At 57.9% G+C, this 17,218-nt stretch carries 17 protein-coding genes; 7 read left to right on the top strand and 10 right to left on the bottom strand.

Features of this window, described 5'->3' with window-relative positions:
- The 4 genes from RI563_RS05580 to RI563_RS05565 all read right to left on the bottom strand — a co-directional run.
- Positions 1–570, bottom strand: a 570-nt coding sequence (locus RI563_RS05580; RefSeq protein ID WP_310693371.1) for a nucleotidyltransferase family protein, incomplete at its 3' end; no start/stop codon positions are given.
- Positions 567–1,553, bottom strand: coding sequence for an XdhC family protein (locus RI563_RS05575; protein ID WP_310693370.1), 987 nt, complete (start codon positions 1,551–1,553; stop codon positions 567–569). The genes RI563_RS05575 and RI563_RS05580, both read right to left, overlap by 4 nt.
- A gap of 13 nt (positions 1,554–1,566) precedes the next feature.
- On the bottom strand, positions 1,567–3,765 hold the full coding sequence (locus tag RI563_RS05570; protein ID WP_310693369.1) for a xanthine dehydrogenase family protein molybdopterin-binding subunit: 2,199 nt from the start codon (positions 3,763–3,765) through the stop codon (positions 1,567–1,569).
- Positions 3,762–4,235, bottom strand: coding sequence for a (2Fe-2S)-binding protein (locus RI563_RS05565; RefSeq protein WP_310693368.1), 474 nt, complete (start codon positions 4,233–4,235; stop codon positions 3,762–3,764). Before RI563_RS05565 ends, RI563_RS05570 begins: the two co-directional genes overlap by 4 nt.
- 440 nt (positions 4,236–4,675) lie before the next feature.
- Here RI563_RS05565 and RI563_RS05560 point away from each other — a divergent pair, with 440 nt between their 5' ends.
- Positions 4,676–4,876, top strand: coding sequence for a cold-shock protein (locus RI563_RS05560; RefSeq protein WP_310693367.1), 201 nt, complete (start codon positions 4,676–4,678; stop codon positions 4,874–4,876).
- 92 nt (positions 4,877–4,968) lie between these two features.
- Here the strand turns inward: RI563_RS05560 and RI563_RS05555 are convergent, their stop codons facing one another.
- The gene (locus RI563_RS05555) at positions 4,969–7,785 is read right to left on the bottom strand and encodes a valine--tRNA ligase (protein WP_310693366.1); all 2,817 of its coding nucleotides are present in this window, start codon (positions 7,783–7,785) and stop codon (positions 4,969–4,971) included.
- Between the two features lie 146 nt (positions 7,786–7,931).
- On the opposite strand from RI563_RS05555, the gene RI563_RS05550 reads away from it, so the two are divergent.
- The gene (locus RI563_RS05550; protein ID WP_310693365.1) at positions 7,932–9,443 is read left to right on the top strand and encodes a glycosyltransferase family 39 protein; all 1,512 of its coding nucleotides are present in this window, start codon (positions 7,932–7,934) and stop codon (positions 9,441–9,443) included.
- A 158-nt stretch (positions 9,444–9,601) separates the two neighbouring features.
- Here the strand turns inward: RI563_RS05550 and RI563_RS05545 are convergent, their stop codons facing one another.
- The 3 genes from RI563_RS05545 to RI563_RS05535 are packed head-to-tail and all read right to left on the bottom strand — an operon-like array spanning position 9,602 to position 12,053.
- Positions 9,602–10,114: a hypothetical protein gene (locus RI563_RS05545; protein WP_310693364.1), complete on the bottom strand. Its 513-nt coding sequence runs from the start codon at positions 10,112–10,114 to the stop codon at positions 9,602–9,604.
- Positions 10,115–10,116: 2 nt separating this feature from the next.
- Complete coding sequence (locus RI563_RS05540; RefSeq protein WP_310693363.1) at positions 10,117–10,551, bottom strand: DNA polymerase III subunit chi; 435 nt, start codon at positions 10,549–10,551, stop codon at positions 10,117–10,119.
- Positions 10,551–12,053, bottom strand: a complete 1,503-nt coding sequence (locus RI563_RS05535) for a leucyl aminopeptidase (RefSeq protein WP_310693362.1) — start codon at positions 12,051–12,053, stop codon at positions 10,551–10,553. The genes RI563_RS05540 and RI563_RS05535 overlap by 1 nt, the downstream gene beginning before the upstream one ends.
- A 124-nt stretch (positions 12,054–12,177) precedes the next feature.
- Here RI563_RS05535 and lptF point away from each other — a divergent pair, with 124 nt between their 5' ends.
- Together lptF and lptG are read left to right on the top strand one after the other, a co-directional pair.
- Complete coding sequence (lptF, locus tag RI563_RS05530) at positions 12,178–13,269, top strand: LPS export ABC transporter permease LptF (protein WP_310693361.1); 1,092 nt, start codon at positions 12,178–12,180, stop codon at positions 13,267–13,269.
- Positions 13,266–14,327, top strand: coding sequence for an LPS export ABC transporter permease LptG (gene lptG / locus RI563_RS05525; RefSeq protein WP_310693360.1), 1,062 nt, complete (start codon positions 13,266–13,268; stop codon positions 14,325–14,327). The genes lptF and lptG overlap by 4 nt, the downstream gene beginning before the upstream one ends.
- Before the next feature lie 211 nt (positions 14,328–14,538).
- Here lptG and RI563_RS05520 read toward each other — a convergent pair whose 3' ends face one another.
- Positions 14,539–15,057, bottom strand: coding sequence for an RDD family protein (locus RI563_RS05520; protein ID WP_310693359.1), 519 nt, complete (start codon positions 15,055–15,057; stop codon positions 14,539–14,541).
- 214 nt (positions 15,058–15,271) lie between these two features.
- Between RI563_RS05520 and RI563_RS05515 the strand changes: the two genes are divergently transcribed.
- From RI563_RS05515 to RI563_RS05505, 3 genes are read left to right on the top strand one after another with little or no spacing between them, the layout of a single operon-like run.
- Complete coding sequence (locus tag RI563_RS05515) at positions 15,272–15,628, top strand: DUF2173 family protein (protein WP_310693358.1); 357 nt, start codon at positions 15,272–15,274, stop codon at positions 15,626–15,628.
- 48 nt (positions 15,629–15,676) lie between these two features.
- Complete coding sequence (locus RI563_RS05510; protein ID WP_310693357.1) at positions 15,677–16,015, top strand: DUF2173 family protein; 339 nt, start codon at positions 15,677–15,679, stop codon at positions 16,013–16,015.
- 9 nt (positions 16,016–16,024) lie between these two features.
- On the top strand, positions 16,025–16,357 hold the full coding sequence (locus tag RI563_RS05505) for a DUF2173 family protein (RefSeq protein WP_310693356.1): 333 nt from the start codon (positions 16,025–16,027) through the stop codon (positions 16,355–16,357).
- A 49-nt stretch (positions 16,358–16,406) separates the two neighbouring features.
- Here RI563_RS05505 and RI563_RS05500 read toward each other — a convergent pair.
- A partial coding sequence (locus RI563_RS05500) for a glycosyltransferase (protein WP_310693355.1) occupies positions 16,407–17,218 on the bottom strand: 812 nt, incomplete at its 5' end.

Here is a 17,218-nt window from a genome sequence, read left to right as displayed (position 1 = left end):
CTCAGTACTCGATAGATCTTCCGGATAATCCACATCCCGCAATATGCCGGGATCGTTGACGGAAATGAGTGTCAGATGTTGCGGGTTGGCGTTCACGATTGCGCGCGCGCCCTGGTCGCCGTCCAGGGCGATCAGTTGTCTGACATAGGCGCTGCCAAAGCCGACCGGGTGGCCGCGGCGATCGCCGTATAGCGGGGCGACGATATCGCGGGGTTGTCTCAGTGCGGTGGCGACCGCCCGGATCGTTTGTTTGTCGATCCAGGGCATATCGCCCAGCATAATCAGCCAGCTCGACGCCTCATGGACGGCGCGTATCGCGCAGGCGAGGCTGCTGCCCATGCCGTCTTCAGGGCGCGGATTGATCACCACCTGCAGACCTTCCTGCTTTAACAATTCGGCGGTGGCGGGATCCCCGGCGCCGACCACGGCGACGCTTTCGGCCAGCACGGATGCCAAATTGCGGGCGCACTGCACCACCATCGGGGTTTCATCCGTCAGGGGGTGTAATAATTTATTGGCGCCGAATCGTTGACTCAGGCCGGCGGCCAGCAGAATGCCGGTGGTGCTCATGCCACGTTGACAGCCTGGGTGTTGCGCACAACGGCGGTTGCCGAATTACGCCGGGCGGTGATTTCCGCCAGGATGGCCACGGCGATCTCCGGCGGGGTATGACTGCCGATATCCAGCCCGACCGGCGCATGCAGACGACGGATTTGATCTTTTGACAGTCCCAGTTCTGCCAGGCGTCGCCGCCGGGCATCGCAGTTGCGTTGCGAGCCAATGGCGCCGACATAGAAGGCGTTGGCGGTGAGGGCATCGAGCAGAGCCATGTCATCCAGCTTGGGATCGTGGGTGAGCGCCAGTACGATGCTGCGGGCATGACCGGCGTATTCGCCGACCGCCTCGTCCGGCATGATCCCGATCAGTTGCGTGCCGGGCAGTTGCCAACCGGCGGCGTATTCCTCGCGTGGATCGCAAACGATGACCTGGTAGTCGAGCATCAGGGCCAGTTGCGAGACATACCGGGACAGGTGGCCGGCCCCGATCAACAGCATTTGCCATTGGGGTCCGAAGACCTTGCTGACCGATTCCTCGCCATACGCAAACTCCTGATCGGCCGTGGCCGGTGCCAGGGTGACCTCACCGCTGGCGAGATCCACCTGGCGGTTGACCAGTTCTCCCTCTTCCATGGCCCTCAGCAGGGGTTGCAACTGATCGGCATCGGTTAATGCTTCCAGTAACAGTTCCAGTCGCCCGCCGCAGGGCAACCCGAAACGGGTGGCTTCCTGGCGGTCGACACCGTAATTCAGACGGGCCGGCAACTGTTCGCTCAGCTCATTCTCGGCAAAGCGGGCCAGCAGATCCTCTTCCACGCAACCGCCGGAGACCGAACCGGCATGCACACCATCCCGGCGCATTACCAGCAGTGAACCCGGTGGACGGGGGGAGGAGCCCCAGGTCTTCAATACGGTCACCAGCATCAGTGAGTGGCCCTGTTGCAGCCACTGGTGCGCGGTGCGGATTACTTCACGGTCGGTTCCCCAGGCTTCCATCGTCGCTTCTCCCTCAGGCGGATAACGTCAGTGGCAGACGTTGAAATGACTGGCCGGTGAGAGCGCTCAGGGCGTTGGCCACGGCCGGAGCAATGACCGGCGTGGCCGGCTCGCCGACGCCGGTGGGTGGCTGGGTGGATTTGACAATGTGGACCTCGACCTCGGGCATCTGATCGATGGTGAGCATCTGAAAGTCGTGGTAGTTACCCTGCACCACAGCCCCGTTATCCAGCGTGATCTCACTCATCAGGGCGGGCGAGAGGCCAAAGCCCATGCCGCCTTCCATCTGGGCCCGGATCACATCCGGCGTGACAGCGATACCGCAATCGATGGCAATGATCACTTTGTCGACGCTGAAACGGTTGTCAGCGTGCAGCGTGACTTCAGCCACTTCGGCAACATAGCTGTTAAAGGACTTGTGCAGCGCGATGCCGCGCGCCCGGCCTTCGGGCAGGGGGCCTCCCCAGCCGGCTTTTTCCGCGACGAGATCGAGTACCGCCCGATGGCGGGGTTTATCGTCCAGTAGCTCGCGTCGGAATTCGACCGGATCCCGGCTGGCGCGTCGGGCCAGTTGATCGATCATGGTCTCCACGGCAAAGGCGGTATGGGTGGAGCCGACCGAGCGCCACCACTGCACCGGCACCGGCCATTCGGGGGAGTGCAGATCCACGCGGAGATTGGGAATGGCATAGGGCAGGTTGGCTGCGCCTTCTACCGAGGTGGCATCGACTCCGTCCTTGACCATGCTCGATTCAAACGCGGTGCCGGTCATGATCGACTGGCCGACGATACGATGCTGCCAGGCGACCGGTTTGCCGTTGCTATTGAGCGCGGCAGAGAGGGTGTGATAGTACATCGGACGAAAGTACCCGGCCCGGGTGTCGTCCTCGCGGGTCCAGACCATTTTTATCGGCCTGCGTGTGTCCAGTGCCCTGACGATGCTGGCGGCTTCCACCACATAGTCGGAATGGGGATTGCCGCGCCGGCCGAACGAGCCGCCGGCATAGAGCATATTGATGGTCACCTGTTCCGGTTTGATGCCGAACAGTTTGGCCACGGCTTGTTGATCGGCGGTCTGTGATTGCACCCCGTTCCAGATCGTAACGCCCGCGTCGGTCCGCTGTACGACACAGTTGAGCGGTTCCATCGGGGCATGGGCCAGATAGGGGAATTCAAATTCCAGATCGATTCGTTCGGCGGCCTCGTTCAGTGCTTTACTGCTGTTGCCGCTTTGCCGGGCGATGTTACCCGGGCGTTGGGCGCGTTGTTTGTAATCGGCGAGTATTTGATCGCTGCCCATGTTAAAGGCGTTGCTTTCATCCCATTCGATCGACAGGGCATCCCGTCCCTTGATCGCGGCCCAGGTATGTTCGGCCACCACGGCCACGCCGTTGGGAATCTCGATCACATCATGCACGCCCCGGACCTTGCGGGTTTCGCCGGCGTCAAACTGTTTCACCCGGGCACCGAAGCGGGGCGGGTGCGCCACCACCGCCACCAGCATCTCGGGCAGCTGGATATCCTGGGTATAGATGGCTGTACCGTGGACTTTTTCTTTGCTGTCCTTGCGCGGGACGGTAGTGCCGATCAGGGTGAACTGGTCCGGCTCCTTGAGAAAGACGTCATCGGGGACGGGTTGTTGCGCGGCCAGATCGGCCAGTTCGCCAAAGCTGGCCTGTTGCTCGGACGCGCGATTTTTAATGATGCCTTTTTCCACCTGGATATCATCGGTATCCACATGCCATTGTTCCGCGGCCGCGGCGACCAGCATGTGCCGGGCGGTGGCGCCAGCCTGGCGCATCTGGTTAAAGGAGTTGGGCATGGCGGTGCTGCCGCCGGTGCCCTGGATCTGGCCCCAGAACAGGTTGTTATAGCGACTGGCATCGGCTGGCGCGCCTTCACTGACGATTTGCGACCAGTCGGCGTCCAGCTCTTCGGCGACCAGGGCCGCAAGTCCGGTATAGGTGCCCTGACCCATCTCCAGATGTTTGATAATGACGATCACCCTGTTGTCATCGGTGATGCGGACAAAGGCGTTGGGTTCAAACAGTATCTCGCCGTCTCCCTCGGCCATCTTCGGTTCCATCCCGGTCGGTTTTTTCCCGTTTTGATCGCAGCCGCCCAGATAGACTCCGAGAGTGAGACCGGCGCCGGCCCCCAGGCTGGTGATCAGAAATTTACGCCGGTGAATGTCAAAGCGCTGGCGGCTCATGCCACACCTCCTTTGTCAGCGAGGGTTCGCGCCGCACTGTGAATGGCCTCGCGAATTCGCACATAGGTGTGACAACGGCACAGATTGCCGCGCATGGCGTCGTTAATCGCCGCATCATCGGGTTGCGGGTTGTTTTCCAGCAAGGCGATGGCGCTCATGATCTGGCCAGACTGGCAATAACCGCATTGCACGACATCATGCTGTTCCCAGGCGTTTTGAACCGCCTCGGTGACGGGGGAACTGACTTTTTCGATGGTGGTAATCGCCTTGCCCTGCACGGATTCAACGGGGGTGATGCAGGCGGGCACCGGGGCGCCGTCAACGTGCACGGTACAGGCACCACAGACGGCGATGCCGCAACCGTATTTGGTGCCGGTCAGACCCAGTATGTCGCGCAGCGCCCAGAGCAGCGGCATGTCGGCATCAATGTCGAGAGAGTGGGTGTCGCCATTGACGGAAAGTGTGATCATGCGAGACTCCTTTCTTCATTATCAGAAGTCTTATTAGACTAGCATGCCTTTTCGGGATGTCACACCGGGCTTCTCTGTTCGCACTGTGAGAAACCCGTGGCAGGTTGCCGGTTTGTGAGGCGCCGGATTAACCATTAGCGGTATTGAGTGATTACAGGGAGCGGTGCAGGGTGCCCTGGTACTGATATCTCCGGGCAAGCCTTCGAGCAGGGATTAAACCGGTGTTTTTGCTATTTTGTGGCCGGGAACCCTTGTAATGACGATATTTGGCCCAATATATTAAAAATGTGTAGTATTTCCGGTTCAACTTCGGTATATAATACACTCACGCTACATCTCTCTGGTTCTTGTCAGTATTTCTTACCAAGATAATACCTGTTGAAGACCTCGCAAGACGTGTAACGCATTTTATTAATAACTTTATGAATAGGTAAATTATCATGGTAACAGGAACCGTTAAGTGGTTTAACGAATCCAAGGGCTTCGGCTTTATTTCTCCTTCTGACGGCAGCAAGGACGTGTTTGTTCACTTCTCTGCTATCACCGGTTCAGGGTTTCGCACCCTGACTGAAGGTCAGTCAGTGACTTTCAATGTCGAGAATGGCCAGAAGGGCCCGCAGGCGACAGATGTTCAGGCCTAAGCCTTAAACATCTGCGGTCTCAAAAAAGCCCCGCGAGAAATCGCGGGGCTTTTTTTATGCAGGTAACCGGCCTGTAACTTCGGGAACGTGAGTTACAGCCGGGCGATCTTCTCCTTTTGGGATTTGAGCTGCTGCAAAGTACTCTGGATATCCCCGAGTTTGTCGCGCTCTTTTTGTACTACCGCCTCCGGCGCCTTATCGACGAAGCTCGCGTTGCCGAGCTTGCCTTCGACGCGTTTGGCATCGCTTTCCAGCTTGTCGATCTCCTTATTCAGGCGTGCCAGTTCGGCTTCCTTGTCGATCAGGCCGGCCATGGGGATGAGAATTTGCATGTCATCCACCAGGGCGGTGGCGGATTCCGGGGCTTCTTCATTTTCAGATAGCCACGCGATGGATTCGATCTTCGCCAGGTTCTGTAGATAATGTCGGTGTCGTTCGACCCGTTCTTTATCCGCCTGGTTGTAATGCTGCAGGATCACCGGCAGCGGTTTGCCCGGTTTGATGTCCATGCCGCTGCGGATCTGGCGAATACCAATGATGAACTGTTTGACCCATTCCATCTCCTCGACCGCGGTGTTGTCGATTTTGTCTTTGTCCGCTTCGGGGTAGGGCTGGGTCATGATGGTGTCGCCTTCTCTGGCGGCCAGGGGTGCGACTTTTTGCCAGATCTCTTCGGTAATGTAGGGCATGATCGGATGCGCCAGGCGTAATACGGTTTCCAGCACACGCACCAGGGTGCGGCGTGTACCGCGTTTGGCCGTCTCGGTAGCGGCGTCGCTCATCAATACCGGTTTGGACAGTTCCAGGTACCAGTCGCAGTATTCGTTCCAGGTAAATTCGTACAGCGCATTGGCGGCACGGTCGAAGCGGTATTCAGCAATGGCCTTGTTCATCTGCTGTTCGGTCTCCTGCAGGCGACTGATGATCCAGTGATCGGCGACGGATAATTCCACCTCGCCGCCATCCTGACCGCAATCCTGGCCCTCGGTGTTCATCAGCACATAACGGGCCGCGTTCCACAGCTTGTTGCAGAAGTTGCGATAGCCCTCAATACGGCCCATGTCGAAGTTGATGTCGCGACCGGTCGAGGCGAGCGCGGCGAAGGTAAAGCGCAGCGCATCGGTACCGAAAGCGGGAATCCCGTCGGGGAAATCCTTGCGCGTCTGTTTGGCGATCTTTTCGGCCAGATGGGGTTGCATCATACCTTTGGTGCGTTTTTCCACCAGCGCCTCAAGCTCGATCCCGTCGATGAGATCGATGGGATCGAGGACGTTGCCCTTCGATTTGGACATCTTCTGGCCATGGGCGTCACGCACCAGGCCATGGATATAGATCTCGCGAAACGGGACATCGTCCATGAACTTGAGCCCCATCATGATCATGCGCGCGACCCAGAAGAAAATGATGTCAAAGCCGGTGACCAGTACGCTGGTGGGGTAGAAGGTGTTCAGGCGTTCGGTCTGCTGCGGCCAGCCCAGGGTGGAGAAGGGCCACAGCGCGGAACTGAACCAGGTGTCGAGCACATCCTCGTCCTGTTGCAGGTCGAGATCATCGGGCAGGCTGTGTTGCCGGCGGACCTCCTGTTCATCGCGACCGACATAAATATTGCCATCCTTGTCATACCAGGCCGGAATGCGGTGTCCCCACCAGATCTGGCGGCTGATGCACCAGTCCTCGATGTTACGCATCCATTCAAAATAGGTATTTTTCCAGTTGTTCGGCACGAAGCGGATACGCCCGTCTTCCACCGCGTCGATGGCAGGCTCAGCCAGCGGTTTGATCTTGACGTACCACTGGTCGGTCAAAAACGGTTCGATGACCGCACCGGACCGATCGCCGCGCGGCACCATCAGTTTGTGCGGCTCGGTTTTCTCCAGCAGTTCCTGTGACTCGAGATCAGCGACGATCTGTTTGCGCGCCTCGAAGCGATCCAGGCCGATGTAGGCGGCGGGCAGCAGCTGGCCTTCTTCGGCCAGGTTTTCCCGTACGGCAGCGCTGTCGGTAAAGATATTGATCAGACCGCCATGGGGCTGCTCGGCAATCGGTGTTTCATCGCGATGGCGTTGCCAGACCTGGTAGTCATTGAAATCGTGGGCAGCGGTGATCTTGACGCAACCGGTGCCGAATTCGGGATCCACATACTCGTCGGCGATGATCGGGATGCGCCGGCCGGTCAGCGGCAGCTCGACAAACTCGCCGAGCAGATGCTTATAACGTTCGTCGCCGGGATGAATCGCCACGGCACAGTCGCCCAGCAGGGTTTCGGGGCGGGTGGTGGCAACGATCAGATGGCCGGTGCCATTGGTCAACGGATAGCGCATGTGCCACAGGTGTCCGTTTTCTTCTTCGGAAAGCACCTCGAGATCGGACACGGCGGTATGCAATACCGGATCCCAGTTGACCAGGCGCTTGCCGCGATAGATCAGGCCTTCTTCATACAGCCGCACGAAGACTTCCTTGACCGCGTCGGAGAGGCCGGCGTCCATGGTGAAGCGTTCGTGCTGCCAGTCGGGCGAGGCGCCTATGCGGCGCAGCTGGCGGGTGATGGTCCCGCCGGATTCTTCCTTCCATTCCCAGATCTTGTCGATGAATTTCTCGCGCCCGATGTCGTGGCGGGTCTGGCCTTCGGCATTGACGATACGTTCGACCACCATCTGGGTGGCGATCCCGGCATGGTCGGTGCCGGGCTGCCACAGGGTATTGTCGCCTTTCATGCGATGATAGCGGGTCAGGGCATCCATGATGGTGTCCTGGAAGGCGTGGCCCATGTGCAGACTGCCGGTGACGTTGGGCGGCGGGATCATGATGCAGAAAGGCTCACCTTTGCCCGAGGGGGCGAAGTAGTCGTTCTGTTCCCAGGTGTCGTACCAGCGCTGTTCGATCGCTTGGGGGTTATAAGTCTTGTCCACGGAACATCCGATTCGGTTGCTTGCCAGTGAGTTGAAGGTCACAAACCGGGCATTATACCGAATCCCGGCGCAGGGCCATATCCTCCACGGCGTAATTGCCTGATTTTTCCGCCATCCGCGCCACGGCCATGCTAGACTGCGCTCCCATGAGTGCACTGGCTATCGATACCCGGCTCTGGATTTATCTGCTGCTGACCCTGGCAGCCAAGCTGCTGCTCGCCCATTACCTGCCGATGACCGGCGATGAAGCCTATTTCATCGTCTGGGGCAATTATCCCGATTACGGTTATTACGATCACCCGCCAATGGTGGGCTGGCTGCTGACGGCCATGCTCTCGGTCAGCGATGCGCCGCTGTGGTTGCGTCTGCCGCAGGTGCTTTTGACCACGTTCATCGGCCTGGCTATATATCTGTTGTTACGCCGTACTCACGAAGCCGTGGCGGTGGCGGTGGCGGTGTTGTATCTCGTGGCGCCGGTGAATGTACTGGGTGTCCTGACGACCACCGACACGCCGCTGATTTTCTGGTCGTTCCTGTCGGCCGTCAGCTTCTATTTTGCCCAGCGCCGCGACAATCTGTGGTGGTATCTGCTGTGCGGTCTGTTTCTGGGGCTGGCGTTTTTCTCCAAGTTTTTTGCCGGGCTGCTGGGTATTGCCTATTTCCTGTATATCGTGCTGTATACCCGCCGCGGCCTGCGGCCCTATCTCGGCCTGCTGCTGATCATCCTGGGCACCCTGCCGTTTATCGGGCTCAACCTGTGGTGGAACTACAATAACTGCTGGAACAACTACCTGTTCAATCTGGTTAACCGCACCGCTGGTTCGGGTTTTTCAGCAGGGACCATGCTGACTTATTTGGTAATGCTGGTTTACCTGGTGACGCCGCCGATTCTTTATTACCTGTTCAAGCAATGGCGGGACGTGAAAGAAAGCCTCACCAGTCGTCAGAGCGTCTTCGGCGGGCTGTTCCTGATTCCCATCGGGCTGTTCTTCTTGCTCTCCTTCTGGAAAGAGATCGGCCTGCACTGGTTACTGAGTTTTTATCCCTTCCTGTTCCTGGCGCTGGCGCCCATTCTCAGTACCCAGCAGTTGCGCAAGTGTCACTATTTCATGCTGCCGTTTACTGTTCTGCACCTGGTTTTTATCGGGGCCTTGCTGGTGCTCGCGCCGGGGATCGCCAAGGAGTTCGATAAAGACGCCTACCGCGATGCGGTATTTGGCATGCGTACCGAACAGATTATCGACGCCATGTCCGAATCGGATGCGGCGGTTATGATGACCGAAAGTTACGCCAAATCGGCCATGCTCGCCTATTACACCAAACAGCCTGTTCCGGTGTTCAGCGTCAGCTCCTATCACGGGCGCGAAGCCGACAAGCGTACCGATTTTCGCCAGTTCGATGGCAAGGACATCGTAATCTTCAGCGAGCACCGGCAGGAAAAATACCGGCCCTACTTCCGCGACGCGGAGATTCGCCGCATCGACGTGGACGATACCCATTTTTATCTGTTCGTCGGCAGGGGGTTTGATTACCAGACCTACCGGGATGACATCCTGCGCGAGGTGGTCGATCGCTATTACCAAATTCCCGACTACCTCCCCACCGGCCAGTGCTACATGTACGAACGCTACGGCTTCGAACCACACAGGATTGATTAGTGTCGGTTATTCAAAACCGAGTCCGCAAATGAACGCGAATAAACGCAAAATATACTGATTTAAATTAGCGTACATTTGCGTTCATTAGCGGATTAAACAAATTAGTTCTGTCCTTTATACCCAAACAACGGGCATAAACGCCTCTGCGTTAATCTCTTTTATTTTCCATCCCGGATTTGTTTTCGAATCGTATCCAGCTGTTCGGCGATGGTTTTTTTGACTTCTTTTTCGATGTTGACCACGGTGCGCATGAGTGTGTTGCGGACTTCTTTTTCCAGGCTGGCCTGCAGGTGATCGAGAAATTCCAGCATGGTGTCGCTGTCGCTCTGGTTCGGGCTGCTCATGGTATCCGGCTCTTGTTCGTTGTCGGGTGAGGGCGCTGCGTTGATCGGTTCGGCTTCGTCGGTGACTTCCGGGATTTCCAGTTGTTCGGCGGCAGGCGGGTAGGCGTCCGGTTCAACGATATCGTCCAGTACCGGTACCACGGGTTCGTTGTTGGAGCTGGAACGGGATGTTTTGAAGTTGCCGGGTTCATTGGCGCGATTGATGCTGTCGCGCGCGGCCGTCAGTTTGGTCTCGCTTTGTTCCAGCAGCCCCTTGATAGACTCCAGCGCATTGAGCAGGTTGTCTTCCACCGGGTCGGAGTCAGGCTTGTCGTTCTGCTTGCTCATGCTCACTTGCTATCCAGGTTATGCGTGTTGAGCTCATAGCCGCGATCGCGATAAAACTTGAAGCGCTCGCGCCCGGTCTGGCGGGCCTGCTCATCGCCGGCGATCACTTCCGCAACCCGTTCGAAGCGGCTGAAGAAGGCCGGTACCGCCTCGCCCAGATTGATCAGAACTTCGTTGTGCTGTTCCGGCTCGCCGTCATGGCCGATGACGATGGCGGCCCGGGTCGCTACTGTATCATCCTGCAGGCAGTGAGGAATAAAACTGCCATCACGAAACGTCCACAGCAGCTGGTCGAGTTGTTCGGCCTGCTGCCGATCATCCGTGTGTATGTATATAGTGTGATTCCGGGTGTAGGCTTTTTCCGCCAGGCGGCAGGCCAGCCGCTGACGGGCCTGGGCATGGTTGTCCTCCGTAATGTAGAAATCGACCCGGGTCATCAGAGCTGGTATTTCTTGCCGCATTGATCCAGCAGGTACTGGGTGAGTATCGGGACCGGCCGGCCGGTGGAACCCTTATCGGCGCCGCTTTTCCAGGCGGTGCCGGCAATGTCCAGATGGGCCCATTTGAGCTTTTTGGTAAAGCGCGAGAGGAAGCAGGCAGCGGTAATGGTACCGGCTTCGCGCCCGCCGATATTGGCCATGTCGGCGAAGTTGCTCTTGAGCTGATCCTGATATTCGTCCCACAGGGGTAATTGCCAGGCGCGGTCCTGGCTGGTTTGACCGGCGGCGAGCAGCGCCTCGGCCAGCGGCTGGTCATTGCTGAGCAGGCCGCAGGGGTGGTTCCCCAGGGCAACAATGCAGGCGCCGGTCAGGGTCGCGGTGTCGATAACCGACCTGGGCTTGAAGCGCTCGCTGTAGGTCAGGGCGTCGCACAGGATCAGGCGTCCCTCGGCATCGGTGTTCAGGATCTCGATGGTCTGGCCCGACATGCTGGTGACCACGTCTCCCGGCTTGTTGGCATTGCCATCGGGCAGGTTTTCGCAGGCGGGAATGATGGCCACCACATTGATGGGGGGCTGCAATTCGCCGATGGCCTGCATGGTGCCGAGCACCCCGGCCGCGCCGCCCATGTCGTATTTCATCTCGTCCATCGCGGAAGCTGGCTTGATGGAGATACCACCGGCATCGAAAGTGACTCCCTTGCCGATCAGGGCATAGGGCCGGGTCTCTTTTTGAGTGCCCTGATACTCGATGACGATCAGTTTGGGCGGCTGGCGGCTGCCCTTGGCGACCGAGAGAAAGGCGCCCATCTTCAGCTCTTCGATGGACTTCTGATTCAGGACCCGCACTTTCATGTTGTCATAGCCCTTGAGCTGCTTGCCGGCCTGGTTGGCCAGGTAGGTCGGGGTGCAGACATTGCCGGGCAGATTGCCCAGCTCGCGGGTGAAGCTGGCCCCCTTGCCGATGGCTTCGCCAATCTTCAGCCCGATGCGGGCGCTCTTGAGCGCCTTGTCATCCACACACAGCTGTAATTTGCCCAGCGGGTAATCGGGCTTCTCTTTCTTGCTGAAGGTTTGCTGATAGCGATACAGAGCCTGATGAGTGAGTTCGGCGGCGCGGCGGACATTCCAGGCTTTAGAGCGATCCTTGACCTCCAGATCGGTCAGGTAACAGGCGGCATCCCGGGCGCCGGAATCATTCACGGCCGTAATCGCGTTACTGAGGGCCTTGCTGTACTGTTTCTCATCGAATTCCGACGCCTTGCCGCAGCCGACCAGCAGGACACGTTCGGCCTTGATACCGGACAGCTGGTGCAACATCAGGGTCTGGCCGGGTTTGCCGTCCATGTCGCCCTGTTTGAGAATTCGCTGCAGGACGCCGCCGCTGGCCTTGTCCAGTGCCTGGGCGTGAGGTCCGGGCTGGCGTTTTTCAAACACGCCGACGATCAGGCAGTGGCTGGATTGTTGTTCGACGGGGGCACATTTGAGCGTAATATTCATACTGGGTCCTGTGATTGCCTGTGGGACACGGGTTGCTGCGTATCAATTCAGCGATGTGGGCAATATAATACAGTATTGTTTCTGTACATAAAGAACGAACCGGTTTTCAACCCCTGATTCTGACGTGATTATTGCCCGTTACCTGGTCAAGGAAGTTTTTCTCACCTTCACGGCGGTGGCCCTGGTGTTGTTGCTGATCGCCCTCAGCGCGCAGTTGGTGGGACTGTTCAACGACGTGGCCCGGGGTTCGCTGCAGGTGGATATGGTGCTGCAGATCTTTGGGGTACGGGTCCTCAGCCTGCTGGTGTTTATCCTGCCGCTGGCGCTCTATCTGGCCATTTTGCTGGCGCTCAGCCGTCTGTATCGTGACAGTGAGATGACGGCCATTGCCGCCTGCGGGATAGGTACCGGTTATATCCTGCGCGCCATACTGGGACTGGCCCTGGTTATAGCGGTACTGCAGGGCCTGCTGAGCCTGCAGCTGGCGCCCTGGGCCGAACACCAGGTTCAGCGTCTGACCGCCGCGGCACAGTCCCGGGGGGATATTCAGGGCATTATCCCCGGCCGTTTTCAGGAAATGCGTGAGGGGGGCGGGGTGCTCTATGTCGAGGAGCTGGAGCGCGAGCAGAACCGGATGCGCAATGTCTTCGTGCAACAGCAACGCGAGGGCACAAGTTCAATTATCCGTTCCCGCTCCGGTCACCAGATGGTGAAAGAGGAAAACGGTGATCGCTTCATGGTCCTGGAAGACGGCTATCGCTACGAGGGGGAGCCGGGCCAGGAGAATTACACGATCATTGAGTTTGAAAAGCATGGCATTCGTATCCAGGAAAAGCCACCGGAGGTAACCAGTCGCAAACACAAGGCTATCCCCACGCTTGAACTGTGGCAGAAAGATAAACGGAGCTATACCGCCGAACTGCAATGGCGTATTTCCTCCGCCCTGATGTGCCTGGTGCTGGCGATCCTGGCCGTGCCATTAAGCGTGACCTCACATCGACAGAATCGCTATGGCAAACTGGCGATTGCGATCATGCTGTATATGGTGCTGACTAACCTGCTGACCGTGTCTCGCAACTGGTTGCTGCACGACAAAATATCACCCTATATCGGTTTGTGGTGGGTGCATGTCGCGGTATTGCTGATTGCCGTGGTGTTGTTGTTGCGCCAGGACGGTATTCGACACTGGTGGCACAGGGGAAGGACAGCCCAATGAAGTTACTGGAGCGTTATATTGGACAGGCGGTTATTATCGGCGTGTTTTCCGTGCTTGCCGTACTGGTTGCCCTGTTTGCCCTGATTGGTTTTGTCGATGAGCTCGATCAGATCGGTCGCGGCAGCTATACCCTCTGGCATGCCCTGCTCTATACCCTGCTAAACGTTCCTCGCCAGATGTACGAGATATTTCCCATGGCGACCCTGCTGGGAACCATGCTGGGGCTGGGAATGCTGGCTAACAATCGTGAGCTGGTCGTGATGCGTACCGCCGGATTGTCACTGACCCGGATTGTCTGGGCTATTATGAAAACCGCCGCGATGTTGATTCTGCTGGCGATGGTGATTGGCGAAGTCATTGCGCCGCCTGTATATGAATACAGCAACCAGAAGCGTCTGGAACTGATGGGCGCGAAAATCAGTCTGAATACCCAGTACGGTCTCTGGGCCCGGGACGGGGAGACCTATATCAATGTGCGCCGCGTTGACAGCCAGGCAAAACTGCGAGGCATACATCTGTATACCTTCGATGGTCAGCGTCTGCAGACCCTGATGCGGGCCAAAAGCGCCCGTTACGAAGGGGAACAATGGTTATTAAAAAATGTGACGCGCTATGATATCGATGATGAGGCATTACAAAAACAGAAAGTTGATGAATTGTTATGGCATACCTTGCTCGATCCGGCATTGATTAATGTGGTGTCGGTGGATCCCGATACCCTGCCTGTCTGGAAGCTGTATAACTATATTGATTACTTGCGCGAGAACGGCCTGGATTCGGGGCAGTATGAACTGGCGATGTGGGGCAAGGCCGTGATGCCCTTTACCCTGGCCGCGATGGTATTGCTGGCAGTGCCTTTCGTATTCGGCGCGCAACGTCATACCGGTATCGGTCAGCAGATTATGATCGGCTTTTTGATCGGGATCGTCTTCTATATCGGTAACCGCCTGGCCGGACAGATGGGGCTGGTCTACGAATTCCCGCCGGCGCTGGCGGCGGCCCTGCCGACCGCGCTGGTGATCGGTGCGTCGCTGCTCTGGTTCCGGCGATTACGCTAGCCCCTGAACTAAGCGCTTTCTTTAAAGCTCTGGGAATTTAACGCGGAGTTCGCGGAGCCGCGGAGTCGCGGAGTTTCGATAGTGACTTCATTGAGGCAATGTCACCGGGGAGAAAGAAAACGCTTTGTGAAGCAGGTGTGATAAATCATTTTCTCCGCGCCTCTGCGTCTCCGCGAACTCTGCGTTAATTATCAGACCGGACGCAAAGTGGTCAGGATTTGGGTAACAGCACAACCCGGGTGTGGGTCATGCGTTCCCGCCAGCCGTTGGGCCAGTTGTCGATTGCCAGCCAGAGCAGGCCGATCAGGGCAATGCTGCCGTGGGGCAGGTGTTGCAGCCAGCGCAGCAGACCGGGTAATACGATTTGCGGGTTGAAGTACACGGCCACGCCCAGAATCAGCACCAGCCAGGCGGGCAGCCCGCTCAAAAACCGCAACAGGGCGGCGAGCCAGTTTAGCGCGCCGGCATGGTCATGAACCAGCTGCAGGCGCCAGACCCGCATCCCCAACGTCTGCCCTCCGTGGGTCCAGAACCCGCCAAAAAAACCAAAACAGATGAGCAGAAAATAACCGGTCAATAGCAGATCGTGCCCCTCGATCGCCTCGCCGCCGGTGAAAATCAACGGAATGGCCGAGGCGATAAACAGGATCGCCAGAAGCAACAGGCCGTCGTAGAACATGGCAAACAGGCGCCGGTAAAGCGGTGCAGGGGACGGTGTTGAGTCGGTCATGGTCAAATCCTGAGCAGCGATAAACGGTGCGCGTCCGGCAGCCGCCGGAGAACTGTTTGATTTTATAGGGGCCTATAAAAAAACTCTATATGGCATTCTCTGCCGCTGTCTGTTATTACTTAAAAAACAGTTGTCATTGATCCATATCAAGCAATGACAATCAGCCGCAACTTGCCAGCGGCAACATAACGATAAAACACAAAGAGGGGACTGCATGAGCGTCATATCTGATCTGGTGGCGACACCGGGCGTCATCGCAGCAGGCGAATATACCTACCGGGGCGATCGATTTACCTACGACGGGCAACTCGATTATGAAACCGCACGCATGGCGTCGATCATGTGCCGCGCCACCACCATGGCCGTACACATGGAAACGGACATGCTCAAACACCTTAAAACCGACTGTGGCTGTGCGCCGGCCCGCGGCTGGGTGGTTCGCGGTGACAAGGTCACGGTGTGCGTCATGGCCAACATCTTCTGCTTCATCGACAATGCTTCGAGCTCACTGAATGAAGTGATGGCGTATCTGCGCGAGCATGTGGCGGGTCCGGAAGAGATGCTGGTCTGACCGGCTGCATTAAAATAATAAACCAATCAGTCTTGTAAGGAGTTACCGATGGCCGATCTGGACAAATTGATCAACCTCGACGGTGCGGTCGCCGCATTCAACTTCAGCAGCAAAGGGGAGTTGCAGGAGTCACGCCTCAGTGCGGACAGTGAAATGAATGACACGATTCTGGATCTGGTGGCGCATGTTTGCGTTGCCAATACCTCGATTGCCACCATGCAGGCCCGGGGCTGGGAGAATGTCACCGGTTCGGGCGGCTTCTATCCGGTCAGGGGTTTCTCGTTAATCGGCTTTGACTGGACCGTCATCGCCAACGAAGAGGCGGGAGTGGTCATGCCCAATGACAAGGTCGATTACGAAGCGGCCTATGCGGCGCTGGAAGCCTGAGGAGCTGACATGATTAAACAGATCATGATCCTTGATGGCGTCATGGCCGTGGCCCACTTTCGGGATGACGGCGAACTGGTCGAAGGCTACGGCATGGGCGGGCAGGAGGAACTGGCCAGCCTGGCCCATTTTGCCCACGATTATAAACGTCTGGTCCAGGGCAACGCCGATCAGCTTTCCATGTTTACCGGCATTCGCGGCTGGACGCCGCCGGGTGGCTGGGTCGTGCGCGGCGAGCGTTTTACCGTCTGCAGCGTTGGCAACGTGGTCTGCCTGTTCGACGGGAATGAAGGTCACCTCAATGAGGTGATGCAGGAATTACGCGGCGCCTCACAATGGTAGTAACAGGCAGGCTATTCAGTGCTGACCCCGGTCTCCTTCGGTGGTGTGCTTACGCGCTGCCACCGGTGGCATCCCGTCCTAACAACTGGGAATAGACTGCCAGGGTTTTTTCTACGGTAATGTCCGGGTTGAAGCAGGTCCGGATGCGCTGTTCGGCGGCAATCCCCATCTGCCTGCGTCGCTCGGGATCACCGAGCAGTTCGTCAGTGGCACTGGCCAGCGCATCGGCATCGCCCGAGGCGACAATGCGACCGCTGACGCCATCTTCGATCAGTTCCGGGCTACCGCCCGAGTCGGTCACCACTGCCGGCACTTGCTGGCTCATCGCCTCGATCACCACACGGGGCAAGCCCTCGCGGCGCAGCGAGGGGAGCACGAAAACATCGAGGGCACCGATCAATGCAGCTGCATCGGCGCGCCAGCCCGCCAGATGAATCCGATCGGCTGCCGGACTGCGGGCAATACGTTTGGCGATACGTTTATCATTGACCTTGCCCACCAGCAGCAGACGCACGTCCGGGGTGTCGAGTTTTTCAAAGGCTTCGATCAGGACCGGGATGCCTTTGCGCTTGCGCATCTGTGCTACCGAACCGATAACCGGTGCTCCGACCGGAATGCCGAATTCGCTGAAATCGTCTGGAATGTTCTTGCGGGGCCACCAGTTGGTCTCGTGGCCCTTGTGCACGGTCACGACCTTTTCCCCGGGCAGGTGCCAGCCAAGGAAACGATTCTGCAGCAGATCCTGACGAATCGCCTCGCAAACACAAATGATGCGATCGACCCTCGGATGCAGAAAGCTGTGGCGGGAAGTGGGGTTCAGCCAGTGCAGGTTGCCGACGATGCCGCGATAGGCGACCAGTT

This window comes from Thiohalophilus sp., from assembly GCF_031581315.1.
In the GTDB taxonomy this organism is placed as follows: domain Bacteria; phylum Pseudomonadota; class Gammaproteobacteria; order UBA6429; family Thiohalophilaceae; genus Thiohalophilus.
The sequence above is the reverse complement of the archived record's forward strand: the minus strand, read 5'-3'. Positions and strand labels throughout refer to the sequence as shown.